The 13,069-nt window shown below is 62.9% G+C and carries 4 protein-coding genes and 1 CRISPR repeat array (1 of these 5 running past the window's edge); all 4 genes read right to left on the bottom strand.

Annotated elements, in window-relative coordinates; all coding sequences use genetic code 11:
- Positions 1 to 30: 30 nt before the first annotated feature.
- The 4 genes from ACWFVE_RS01980 to ACWFVE_RS01965 all read right to left on the bottom strand — a co-directional run bounded on the left by ACWFVE_RS01980 (position 31) and on the right by ACWFVE_RS01965 (position 8,526).
- A complete protein-coding gene (locus tag ACWFVE_RS01980) occupies positions 31 to 4,974 on the bottom strand; it encodes a DNA repair ATPase (protein WP_447527621.1) in 4,944 nt (1,647 codons plus the stop codon).
- A 107-nt stretch (positions 4,975 to 5,081) separates the two neighbouring features.
- Positions 5,082 to 7,013 (bottom strand): SPFH domain-containing protein, encoded by a 1,932-nt coding sequence (locus ACWFVE_RS01975; protein WP_447527620.1) that lies wholly within the window; start codon positions 7,011 to 7,013, stop codon positions 5,082 to 5,084.
- 25 nt (positions 7,014 to 7,038) lie between these two features.
- Positions 7,039 to 7,668 (bottom strand): hypothetical protein, encoded by a 630-nt coding sequence (locus tag ACWFVE_RS01970; RefSeq protein WP_447527619.1) that lies wholly within the window; start codon positions 7,666 to 7,668, stop codon positions 7,039 to 7,041.
- 321 nt (positions 7,669 to 7,989) lie between these two features.
- Positions 7,990 to 8,526, bottom strand: a complete 537-nt coding sequence (locus tag ACWFVE_RS01965; protein WP_447527618.1) for a DUF1176 domain-containing protein — start codon at positions 8,524 to 8,526, stop codon at positions 7,990 to 7,992.
- A 130-nt stretch (positions 8,527 to 8,656) separates the two neighbouring features.
- A CRISPR array of direct repeats spans positions 8,657 to 13,069; the repeat unit is 29 nt; unit sequence CGGTTCATCCCCGCGCCTGCGGGGAACGG; it runs 684 nt beyond the window's last position.

Raw genomic sequence — 13,069 nt, 5'->3', positions numbered from 1 at the left:
GTCGCACTCGGTAGGTCATCGAAGGCCGACTCAGCCTTCGTCCTGGCGCGTCTTGCCCCACTGACCCACCCCTTCGGCGATCAAACTCAGTTGGCGCACCACCAACGCGCCGGTTTCTTCGTCGCCGCCGGTGAGCTGGCGGCGCTTGAACTCGCGCTTGATCTCGTCCCAGCGCGCTTTTTCGTCCTCGCTTAGCGTGCCGCGCAGCTCCTTGAGTTTGAGCAGGTTCTCTTCCGCGCCCTGGGTGAGAAGCTGCGCTTCGCCCACGTAGTGGTCGTCGATGATCGCCTCGAGCTCGGCGTCGCTGAGGATGGGCGATATCTTCTCCGCCAGGCGGTTCATGTTGCGGTAGCTGCCTTGGAGGCGAAACGGCGGCTCGGTGCGGTACTCATCGGCCTGGGCGCTGGAGGCAATGTACTGCTGATTGACCCGCAGAACCACCTCGCGCACCTTGAACATGTTCTTGAGCACGGCCAGGATCTCTTCGCGCTCTGCGCCGCTGTAGTCGTGCTCGAAGTCGGTGCTGGGCACCTCGCGCCCCTGGGCCTGGTCGACGAAGCGGTAGAAGTCGTCTAGCCCGCGGGTAGAAAGCGGCGCCAGCACCGTGTTGGCGCTCATCGAGTTTTCGATATAGGAGAGCGCGAACACCTCTTCCATGCCGCTCAATACGTCGCCCAGGTTGTAGACATCGGCGCGGTTGGCGAGCATGTCCGGCACCTTGAAGACGTCGCCGCTTTCGGTGTAGGGGTTACCCGCCATGGCGATGCAGAAACGCTTGCCGCGCATGTCGTAGGTTTGGGTGCGCCCGTTCCAGATGCCGTCGACTCGCCGGCTGCCGTCGCACAGCGAGATGAACTTCTGCAAAAACTCCGGGTGCGTGTGCTGAATGTCATCGAGATAGAGCATGACGTTGTTGCCCATCTCGAAGGCCAGGTTCAGCTTGATCAATTCGGCCCGCGCAGTGGAGTGGGTGGCGGACTCCGGGTCCAGCGACGTCACGTCGTGGCCAAGGCTTGGGCAGTTGATCTTCATAAAAATTAGCCCAAGCCGGTTGGCCACATACTCCATCAGCGTCGTTTTGCCGTAACCCGGCGGCGAGATCATCATTAACAGGCCGCTGTTATCGGTGCTGCGCGACTCACCGACGGTGCCCATCTGCTTGGCGAGGTTGTCGCCGATGATGGGCAGGTAGCTCTCTGTAATCAGCTTGTTGCGCACGAAAGAGTTCAGCGGCTTGGGCAGGTACTCTTCGAGTCTCAAGCGTTCGCGCTGCTCGCGCAGAATGATCTGGCGGCGCTCCTGAAGCTGTGTCCAGTCGCGAATCACCACGTGCTCGTGGTGACGCAGCCGCTGTTGGAAGTCGTCGAGCTGCAGCGCAAGGCTTTGCTGATCCAAACGTTCGTGCTGGCCAATCAGCCCCTCGACGGTGAAGGCGAGCTCGACGCTGTGGGCACTCGTCGTCAGCCGCTGGGCGGTGTTGAGCAGCGCAATGGCTTCGGGCAAATAGTGCAGCACGCCTTGCTGGCCGGCCTGGCGGGCGTGGGCCTGGAGCCAGTGGGACGTAATCGTCCAGCGCGCGCCGGGCTGGCCTTTGACCACCGCCAGCGCCTCCTGAAAATGGGCGTAGTGCCCCTGGCGCTGCATGGTCTCGATAAAGCCCTTGGTGAGGGCCGCGGCGTATTGCGTGGTCGAGAACGCTTCGCCTTCCTCGGCAAGCTGGCGCACCAGAAACTCCGCGGCGCTGTCGCGCTCGGCGGGCCCGCCCGGGAGCGCATGGTGCTCAACAAAGGCGCTTAGCTTTGGCGCGATCTCGTCGATCAGCGCGCGCAGCAGGTCTTCGCTTTGCATGATGCGGCTCAAAATCCCCGCGGACAGGCAGCGCGCGCGCAGGTTGCGCGCGGCCTCGTCGTCACTCAAGCGATCCGCCCAGAACAGCATGGCCAACCCCCGCGGCAGCGGCCCGAAGCCGAGCAGCCCGGCGCTCTGGCGGGCAGGCCACAGCGTGCGCACGATCAAGGCGGCGTCGTGGTCGTGGATGCCCTTCTCGTAGCCTTCCCGGTAACGCGGCGAGGCAAACGTGGCGATCTCGCGCTGCAGCGCCTCGGTGTCTTCCACGTTAATGGGCGCGGCGTCGGGCTTAGCCAGTTCCTCCATGAAGCGGTAGGCCAGGTACTCCGCCCGGTAGACCTGGCGGCTTTCGGAAGGCAGCGACATGGTCCAGTAGCCGCTAAGCGCACTCAGGCGCTCATCCGTCAGCGGCTCGTAATACTGGGTGCCGGTCAGGTGCAGCATGATGCGCTCGTCCCGCGGCACCAGGGTCAAATCCAGATGCTGCTGGTTGACGCTGAAGCGGTGGCGCGGGCCCAGGCGAATCACGTTGCCGCCGGATTCGAAGATATCGGCGCGGTCGCGCACGCTGCGCAGCGCCGCGTCCTGGGAGGCGCGCAGGCGCCCGCCGATGTCGTCGGCCTCCAGGTTGGCGCCAAAGCCGCGCAGCTCCTCCACCATGCTGCGCACCTTGCCCACCATGGCGTCAGCGGCGAAGAAGCTGTGCAGCTCCTCGAGGGTTTCGAAGCGCTCGGTGCGCTGGACGACGTTGTCGAGAATGCGCCGGCTGGCGTCGGTCAGGGTGGTAACGCGGCGCTGGCGCTCGTCCTGGAGCTGCTGGCGGCGGCTTTCGATGCTCTCGTGGGCGCTTTCACGCTGCTCGAGGATCGTGGTCAAAAATTCGTCATATTCGCCGAACTGGCTCTCAAGCTCCTGCAGCTGGTCGAGGATGCGCGTCATCAGCTGGTCGCAGTCGTCCGGCTCGCGAAGGGCGCCCACGCCGTTGGCCAGGCTCTGCTCGAACAGGCGAATCTGGGCGGCGAACTGGGCCTGGGCCTCGGCGCTGCCCTGCTCGCGCAGGCGGATTTCGGCCTTCGAGCGCTGTTGGTTGATGCTGGCGTAGATGCTCGAGATATTCTCGGTAATGCGCGTCTGCTCCTGGGCGTCGCCGCCGGGCATCGACGAGAGCAGCCCCTGGATCATGTCGAGCCCGGCGGTCAGCTCACGGTAGCGCTCGACACACTCCGCCAGCGCCTTGCGGTTTTCCGCTTCGCTGACCGCGGTTTTGATCTCGTCGAGGGTGGCGCGATACCCCTCGAGCGCCTCGGGCGTTGCGAGAAACGAAAACGTCTGCTCAGTCAGCGACGCTTCGGCTTTATCCAGCGCCTGTTCGAGCTCGGCCAGCCGCGCCGTGTCGAGATAGCGCCGCTCGCCCAGCGCCATCAGCCGCCCGCGGTGATCGCGCAGCTTTTTCAGGTAGGTGACGAACAGATCCGGCGTTTTCCAGCTACTCGGCTTGAGCTCGCGCAGAAGCGCCGACTGGGCCTTTTCGAGCTCATTCAGGGCCTCGGCGGTCTGCGCGCGGATCGCCTGTACTTTCTCGTACTCGTCGAGCATCAGCTCGGCGGTGTGCTTGAGCTGTTCGAGCACGGCGTGAATGGCGGAAAAGTCCTCCTCGCCCATCCAGTAGAACTGGTTCAGCGTGCGGTCCACCCGGCGGATGATGGCGTTGAAGTGGCGCTCGTTGGCCTGACCGTCGCCGGCCAGTTGCACGATGCTGTTGAGCTCGGCGATGCCGCGCACCAGCTCCGGGTTGCCGATCCGCCCCATGGGCGTGTCGTTGCGCACCGCCTCCTGGGCGTGAAAGCCTTCGGACATGAACGGCGTCGCCCACACTTGGATGGGGTGCACCAGGGTCGGCTCGTCCTCGGCGTAGAAAATCGCCAGGTGCCCGTTTTCGAGCACCGCGGCGCCGTGGCCGACCATGGGCGTGTCGACCTCTTTGCGAATCAGGTTGTAGCGGTACAGCACGACCTGCCCGGTACTCACGGCGTAGAACACGTAGAGCACGTCCTCGCCGTTGGGCGAGCGCACGACGCGCTTGAAGCGCAGATCCTCTTCGGGCACCTCGAACGTGGTCAGCTCGCCATTGTTGAGGTAGCACCCGGTGGGAAAGATGATGCCGTGGTTTTCCGGAAGCTCGACCACCGAGCCCGCCATGGCGTCGATGCGTTTGACGTGCTGCTCGCCGCGATTGAACAGGTAGTAACGCCATTCGGCTTCGTTGAAGGGCAGAATGCGCACCAGCAGCACCGCGCCCAGGTCGGCGTACTCGAAGGTGGCGTCGTCCAGCGACTGGGAGTCCGAATCGACCGGGTCACTGAAGATCCCTTCGCCGCTTTTGGTGTTGTTCTCGATCTTGAACGTGATGTTGCCGCCCAGGTTGTCGACGAACACCGTATCGAGAATATTCAGGTGCGGCGCACGGCCCTGCTCCTGCATGTCGCGCCCGGCGCTTTGCCAGGCGAAAGCGAAGCGCTCGGGAAAGACCAGGTCGCGCTCGCCGCGGTTGTCGATATAGCGGCTTACCTCGCCCTGGGCACTGAGTTCCCAACGGAAAACCCGCAGGTCGGTGAGCTTTTCGCCGATCTGAAACGCCACCAGCAGCTTGCCGCTTAACGTGGCCATCTGCGAAAGCGTGGCGTTGCTGTAATACTGCTGTAGCTCGCGAAAGTCACGGACGAACTGCTCGTCGGTTAGAAAGCTTTCGGCCAACGTGCTTTCGGTGAGTTCGAGCCCGTCGTCGTCATCCTTGAGATGATAAAGCGCGAAGACGTCGCTTGCCTCGAGCGCCTTGCGAAGCCCTAGCTGAACATTGAAGCCGAACAGAATCTGGCCGCCGATACGCACCATGTCGCGGGCGATGGCGTTGTTCTCGGTACGCACCCGGGCGCGGCCCAACAGCGCCATGTTGCTGGTGCCGAAAACCTCGGCGCGCGCGTCGTTCAAACGCGTCACCGACGCGCCCAGCTCGCTTGACTGGGTGGTCAGCCGGCGCTGAATGGTCTCGAAGGCCGAGCTCTCCCTGACGAGGTTCTCGACGGCGTCCTTCGACGTAGTATCGCTTGATCCAGTGTCCTTCGACATCGTGTCCATCCTGAATGAGTGCTCGCGAGACAAGGGCTCACGACAAAACAAAAAAGACCGCACGTGGCGAACACCTGCGGTCTTTCAAAGGCGCTACAAGGCGGCGGTTAAACCGTTTCGGACGACTTTTTCGCGCCCAGGGCGCGATCGGCCAAGCCTGCAAGGGTGGCCTGCAGCGCCGGCGATTTGTCGAGCACGCCCTGAATGGACTTGCCGTAACCGATACCGGTGGCGAACTTCTCGAAGATGTCGCCGTCGCCGCCGATCAGCTCGAACTTGGCGTTTTGCAGAGCAGCGGCCATGACCTTGCCGTTTTCCAGCATACCGACACGGTGCGCCTCGATCTGGGCCATCACTTCCTTCTCGTGAACCTCCAGGTTCATGCGGAACTCTTCGAAGTTGCGCGCTTCTTCGGACATGTTGTCGTAGGCGCGCAGCTTCTCGACCAGGCCGTTGGCCTCGGCCTTGGCCATCGCCTCGCGGGCCTGGGCCTTGGCGGTGCCCAGCTTCTCTTCGCCCATGGCTTCGGCTTCCAGGCGCTGTTCGAGCACGCGCACCTCGGCCATGCCGGCATCTTCGTCGGCCTTGGCATTGGCGGTTTTGACTTCCGCCTGGGCCAAGCCCTCGCTGCGCTGGGCGTGGGCCCGCGCTTCCAGCACCTGGGCTTCGGCCAGACCATCCGCCGCGGCCAGTGCCTGATGACCACGCGCCTGCTTCTCCTCGGCGGCGGCACGCTTCTCGGCGGAATCCAGCTCGGCCTGAGCGCGGATGACGGTTTCTTCGGCTTCGAGCTTGGAGCGCTCGAAGACCGCTTCGGCGGCGCGCACTTCCTTGAGTTTGCTTTCTTCGGCCTCGGCCTGGGCGGCGGTCAGGCGAGTGACTTTCTTACGCTCGGCTTCGGAGCGGTTGCGAACATCGTTGATGTTCTCTTCTTCTTCGGCCACGCTGCGCTCGACGGCGATGCGCTGGCTGGTAATCTCGGCAATGTCCTTGCGCTCTTCTTCCAGCGCTTTCTCCATTCCGATCCGTTCGATCTCGACCGCACGCTCGCGGTTGACGTCCTCGAGCTCCTTGGCCTGGCGAATACGCACTTCTTCGATCTGGACGGCGCGCTCGCGGGCCTTGGTCGCCATCTCGATCTGGCGCTGCATGTTCTCGTCAGCAATCGCCAGCTCTTCATCGGTCTTGATGCGAGCGGCTTCGCTCTTGGAGCGCTCCTGCTGGCTGACCTGCTCGGCTTCGGACTCTTCGCGCGAGCGTAGGCTTTCGATCTCGCGGCGCTGGCGCGCCTCGGCGTCGGCCTGGGTGCGCTCTAGCTCGAGCGCCGCTTCCCGCGCCGAGACGTTCTTGCGCTGCACCTCGAGATCCTGATCGCGCTCGAGCCGATTGGTCTCGACATTGTGCTTCGCGGTGATCTCAGTGATGCACTTGATACCTTCGGAATCAAGAATGTTGTTCGGGTCGAGCGAGCTCTTGGGCGTCTGCTCCAAGTAGTCGATCGCCACGTCTTCGAGCACGTAGCCGTTAAGATCCTGACCGATGGTTTCGACGATGGCGTCGCGGAACTGCTGGCGCTCGTCGAACAGCTGCATGAATTCCATCTTCTTACCGACGGTCTTCAGTGCCTCGCTGAACTTGGCGTTAAAAAGCTCGTTGACGGCGTCGCGGTCCGAGGCGCGGTTCACGCCCACGGACTTGGCCACCCGCAGCACGTCTTCGGCGGTCGCGTTAACGCGCAGGTAGAAGGCTACGCTGATGTCGGCGCGCAGGTTATCCCGGCAAATCAAGCCCTCTTTGCCCGTCCGGTTGAGCTCGAGGGTAATGACCGAGATCTGCATGGTTTCGGCGCGGTGAATCACCGGCAGTACCATCGCCCCCGTGAAATAGACCTTCGGCGTGGTCGCCAGGTCGTTGACGATCAGCGCCTGGCCCTGGTCGATCTTGCGATAGAACGCCTTGATGAGCGATAAAATCGCCAACAAAAGAACCACCACGATGCCAATAAAAAAAAGCGTTGGCATGAGCCACGAAAAGTCCATTCATTTTCTCCTGTTAACGAGGGTGTCAGTCGTTCGAGCCGGCGTTGAACTCGTCTTCCGGGATGACCCAGTAGGCGTCTTCATCGGCCAGGTAGTTAATCAAAATCGCACGGTCCCCCCGTACCAGCGGTTTGTCGCTGCGTACTTGAAGGATGAGATGGTCGCCGTCGATATAGGCGTCGGCGCGCCCGCGGGCTCTGTCGACGCTGCCGGAGCGGATCGTACAAAGCGTGCCGGCCAGGCGCTGCTCGGTAGGCAGATGCAGCGCGGGCTTGAAGAGCGGGCGCAGTGGCTTGATCAGCCAGGAGGTAATGAAGATACCCACGAAGAACCCGAGGACCAGCACGACCAGGCTAAAGAGCCCGTATAAAAGCCCGGCAGTGACGTACTCCCCCACCAAGAGCTCGGCGAAATAGCTAAACAGCCAGCCAAACAGCACGACCAGGGTAAAGGCCAGCGGAAGTGGTACGCCCTTGAGGCCCAGGGTCGCCAGCAGGCCGCCGGCGTCCACGGAGCCATCGGCGCCGTCCATATCGCCCAGGTCGTCACCGGTCATGCCAGACAGCGAGATCAGCCAGTAGATGACGGCCACGCTGAGCAGAATGGTGAAAATCACCGTCGGGAAGGTCGAAATGATCGAGATAAATAAAGGCATGCGCCTTCTATTCCTTGAAAGCCGGGTCAGGATGGCGCTCGCAGCGAACGCCCTGCGCGATAGTGAGAGTCAGCGAGAGCAGGCGCACCGCGCGATATTTTCCTGCTCTCAGGATTAGCAAAAACTACAGGAGCGATGCTTAAAAGCAAGATACAAAGAGTTTTTAAGCGATCGCTTACATAGCGCGTAGGCAATCGCTTACATTTCGAGTTAATTCGACTTTAGTTATTAAAAAATTGAATGAAACCCGCCTTCGGCCGAGGCGGGTATTGAGGTGCGACGTTCAACGCCTGCGCCAAGCGACAGGCGCCGGATAAACCGTTACTCGGCCTCAAAGATAACCGGGTACTCCTCGACGGGTTCGTCGCAGGCTTCGGCGGCGCGGTATTCGGTGAGGTGAAAATCGGCGCCCTGCCACTGCCAGGTGCGTGCACCGCCACAGCCGCCAGCGCCGCGGTCCTTGTACTGATCACTCAGCACCGCGGTATCGGCATCGAACGTTGGGTCGAAAAGTTGATCGGTGCCGGTCCAACTGCCGTTACGCCACTGGGCGAAGAGCAGCTTGCGCGGGTCGGCGTCCTCGGCCTGATAGATCGCCTCATAAGTGGTCTGGTAGGCACCGGCGTTGCACGGCACCAGCCACAGATCGCCACTGACCAGATCATCCTCGATTTCGTGATGCTGCGGCGCAATTCCCCGGGCGGGGTCGATCGGCCCACAGGCCTCACCCACCAGCGCGGCTACCTCTTCCGGCAATTCATGGCCCGCCGAAGAGGCCTCATTCATCTGCGCGGCGGCAAAGCCGGCGGAAACCGTCAGCGTCGCGGCGGTCAACCAGCTTAGTGTGCGTAACGTCATATCCACCTCCTGTTTGTGGTTAGTCTTGAATAACGTTTTTCGACAAGTGCTCAAACGTGCTGGCTACTTCATAACGCATTGCCTGGTCGCCTGTCACGTGGCTATCCCGGTTTGGCTGTTTGTTTCAGAGCGATTCGCCCCCGCTCCGGCGGGGAACGGTGATGCCGAGTCCATCTGCACGACGGCCGGTTCGGTTCATCCCCGCGCCTGCGGGGAACGGAAAGGACGAACGGACATGAACCCAGCCCGCGCCGGTTCATCCCCGCGCCTGCGGGGAACGGCTTGCAACGGGCCTCGCGCCAAATATTAGCATCGGTTCATCCCCGCGCCTGCGGGGAACGGAGGGCATCCGTGGGCGTGCCCCATGAATAGCCCGGTTCATCCCCGCGCCTGCGGGGAACGGGCTTCGCGACCAAGCGCAGACTGGTAGTGTTGCGGTTCATCCCCGCGCCTGCGGGGAACGGCACCGGGGATCAAGGGGTCTTCGTTACTCGAACGGTTCATCCCCGCGCCTGCGGGGAACGGAGCGTGTCGACGTATGCATCGCCGGTGAAAATCGGTTCATCCCCGCGCCTGCGGGGAACGGCAGTAGGCGGCCTGAGAACAGCAATGTCGTTCCGGTTCATCCCCGCGCCTGCGGGGAACGGTGCCGTCAGTGGTTCCAGCCGATTCAAGAGCACGGTTCATCCCCGCGCCTGCGGGGAACGGGTAAATGAAAGTTTCTTATGGATTTGCATTTTTCGGTTCATCCCCGCGCCTGCGGGGAACGGACGGTGAGCCATACAGCCGCGCCGAGCCGTGGCGGTTCATCCCCGCGCCTGCGGGGAACGGCGATATTACAGCCACCGGTACCGTTCGGATGGCGGTTCATCCCCGCGCCTGCGGGGAACGGTTTTTACAGTTTTAGGCCCGGGGATATAGGGGCGGTTCATCCCCGCGCCTGCGGGGAACGGTCCGCACTGACCACACGAAACTAGCTCTGCATCGGTTCATCCCCGCGCCTGCGGGGAACGGTCAAGGCCAATGGATGGCGATGAAATTGTATTCGGTTCATCCCCGCGCCTGTGGGGAACGGATGGCTGCCGCCTGGGCGTTGAGGCGCATGTCCGGTTCATCCCCGCGCCTGTGGGGAACGGGATGATGTTTTCACTGCAAACTCAATTTCTTCCGGTTCATCCCCGCGCCTGTGGGGAACGGCTCCCTCGCCCCAGGGTTCTCGGTGTGATCGCCGGTTCATCCCCGCGCCTGTGGGGAACGGGACGAAGTGACGAGCGTATATGACGGCGATACCGGTTCATCCCCGCGCCTGTGGGGAACGGCATTACAGCCATTATAATTTACTCCCGCGCGGCGGTTCATCCCCGCGCCTGTGGGGAACGGATATTCGCCAATTTTAAATTGTCCCACTCTATCGGTTCATCCCCGCGCCTGTGGGGAACGGTTTCAGCTCAACGTCGTGCTTTTCTTTCAGCTCGGTTCATCCCCGCGCCTGTGGGGAACGGAGTTGGCCCCGGACCAGCTCGAACACCTCTCGCGGTTCATCCCCGCGCCTGTGGGGAACGGCGGTATAGAAGAACCATGCAAAATGAATATATGCGGTTCATCCCCGCGCCTGTGGGGAACGGCGGTCATCGACCTCATGACCACAAGGCACGATCGGTTCATCCCCGCGCCTGCGGGGAACGGCAGCGGCGCCTAACTCCTCAATAGCAGTTCGACGGTTCATCCCCGCGCCTGCGGGGAACGGTCTTGTCACGACGAGATCGACAACGGCAAGGCCGGTTCATCCCCGCGCCTGCGGGGAACGGTCCAACTCACCGCGCACAAACTCGGCCATGGCCGGTTCATCCCCGCGCCTGCGGGGAACGGACCGGCAACGAAAGCATATCAGGGGTAAAAGACGGTTCATCCCCGCGCCTGCGGGGAACGGTGAATCTGGTTGCGGCGGTTCGTCTTCTCGGCCGGTTCATCCCCGCGCCTGCGGGGAACGGAAACACCCAGCTTGTGCCAGAGTAAAGCGATACGGTTCATCCCCGCGCCTGCGGGGAACGGAAGATAATGAAGGAGAAATCAAGGAGTTCGCACGGTTCATCCCCGCGCCTGCGGGGAACGGGTACCCTGGCGGTGCTGACGGGCTACCTTGCCCGGTTCATCCCCGCGCCTGCGGGGAACGGAACGATGGCGTAGCAGCACCAGAGGTAGTGGCCGGTTCATCCCCGCGCCTGCGGGGAACGGATTCTGGTCATTCAATGACGGCTCGCGCATGCCGGTTCATCCCCGCGCCTGCGGGGAACGGCAGGCGCATGCCGAGAAGCTGGACCGCATGTTCGGTTCATCCCCGCGCCTGCGGGGAACGGTTTCATAGGAAGAAATTTCCCTCCAGTCACCACGGTTCATCCCCGCGCCTGCGGGGAACGGTAGACCCGATGACCGGCAGCATTGCACAGATGCGGTTCATCCCCGCGCCTGCGGGGAACGGGAAAAAAGCGACGGCGACTGCGTAATGAGTTCCGGTTCATCCCCGCGCCTGCGGGGAACGGAACAGGAACCTCCTGCCCGACGTTTATACGCCCGGTTCATCCCCGCGCCTGCGGGGAACGGGATAAACCATCGGCTCTTAATGCTCTTAGACGCGGTTCATCCCCGCGCCTGCGGGGAACGGTTGTGAGCGCATTGTAACGTCTACGCGTGTGTCGGTTCATCCCCGCGCCTGCGGGGAACGGAAATGATCGACGGACAAATTACAGTAAATGAGCGGTTCATCCCCGCGCCTGCGGGGAACGGGATCGCTGCGCCCAACGGTCAGCGAAGAATGGCGGTTCATCCCCGCGCCTGCGGGGAACGGCCCAACCACTACCCACCCGCGCTATGGATACTCGGTTCATCCCCGCGCCTGCGGGGAACGGGAGCCGGCGTTGTACGCGTATCGAGCGTGCGCCGGTTCATCCCCGCGCCTGCGGGGAACGGTTGGCGTCTGCGGCAAGGGAGCGTTCTTTTGCCGGTTCATCCCCGCGCCTGCGGGGAACGGCAGTACCCGCTGAATGCTGGCCAAGTATTCATCGGTTCATCCCCGCGCCTGCGGGGAACGGCCGGTTTGATGAAAAAAGGAGACAATTATGATCGGTTCATCCCCGCGCCTGCGGGGAACGGGGTTCTCCAAACATCATGGCGTGGGATAATAACGGTTCATCCCCGCGCCTGCGGGGAACGGCGAAGTTCACGGAACATCGTAAAGTGTTTGAACGGTTCATCCCCGCGCCTGCGGGGAACGGTTGAAGTTCTTGTCCAGATAAGTGCCCAAGACCGGTTCATCCCCGCGCCTGCGGGGAACGGCTGCTCTACATCTGAAACCTGAGCCGCGATACCGGTTCATCCCCGCGCCTGCGGGGAACGGGGCGGCTAGCTCGCGCTCGCGGATCTTCTCGGCGGTTCATCCCCGCGCCTGCGGGGAACGGATTATTTGGCGGCAGCAACACGCCAAGCATTGCGGTTCATCCCCGCGCCTGCGGGGAACGGCTAGCTCAAGTAGGCCCGGCGTAGCCTCAAGCAGGTTCATCCCCGCGCCTGCGGGGAACGGTTCTTGTTCAGGAAAGCCCATCGCACGCGCTGCGGTTCATCCCCGCGCCTGCGGGGAACGGCGCTGCGAGCGCCGCTATTGTCGAACTGGTCCCGGTTCATCCCCGCGCCTGCGGGGAACGGGGTAGTCATTCAGCTTGTTATTTGGATAATGCCGGTTCATCCCCGCGCCTGCGGGGAACGGTACGCCAAGCGGGTAGGAACCTCGGCCGGTTACGGTTCATCCCCGCGCCTGCGGGGAACGGTCGCTGCCCCCGTGCCTACAACGGCTGCATACACGGTTCATCCCCGCGCCTGCGGGGAACGGACCGCGCTCCAGGAATCGATCCTCAGCCGCCGCGGTTCATCCCCGCGCCTGCGGGGAACGGGGCTCGGCGCTGGCGTTCGTACTCGGCGTCGACGGTTCATCCCCGCGCCTGCGGGGAACGGAACAGGAATAGCACTGGCGGTGTCGCTGGTATCGGTTCATCCCCGCGCCTGCGGGGAACGGATTTCATATTCGCTCAAATAGTCGATACCCGTCGGTTCATCCCCGCGCCTGCGGGGAACGGCATGTAATTGCCGACGTGGTCGATAATAATGGCGGTTCATCCCCGCGCCTGCGGGGAACGGGTCGTCCGTCACAGTGTTAATCGTCATGTTGTCGGTTCATCCCCGCGCCTGCGGGGAACGGGCTAACCACGATGTAGTAGGGCTGCATCGCGCTCGGTTCATCCCCGCGCCTGCGGGGAACGGCGTGTCCGATTGCGATTTTGTGGTTCGCTGATCGGTTCATCCCCGCGCCTGCGGGGAACGGCCGGGCGGTAGCACTGACTCTCGCATCGTTGGCGGTTCATCCCCGCGCCTGCGGGGAACGGTGGTATGTCACCAGTGCCTTCATGGCTTTCTCCGGTTCATCCCCGCGCCTGCGGGGAACGGACTGCCCGTTGGCACCTGGCTCATGAAGCCGCCGGTTCATCCCCGCGCC

The organism is Vreelandella mediterranea (genome assembly GCF_970647075.1).
This window is presented reverse-complemented; position numbering and strand designations above follow the sequence as displayed.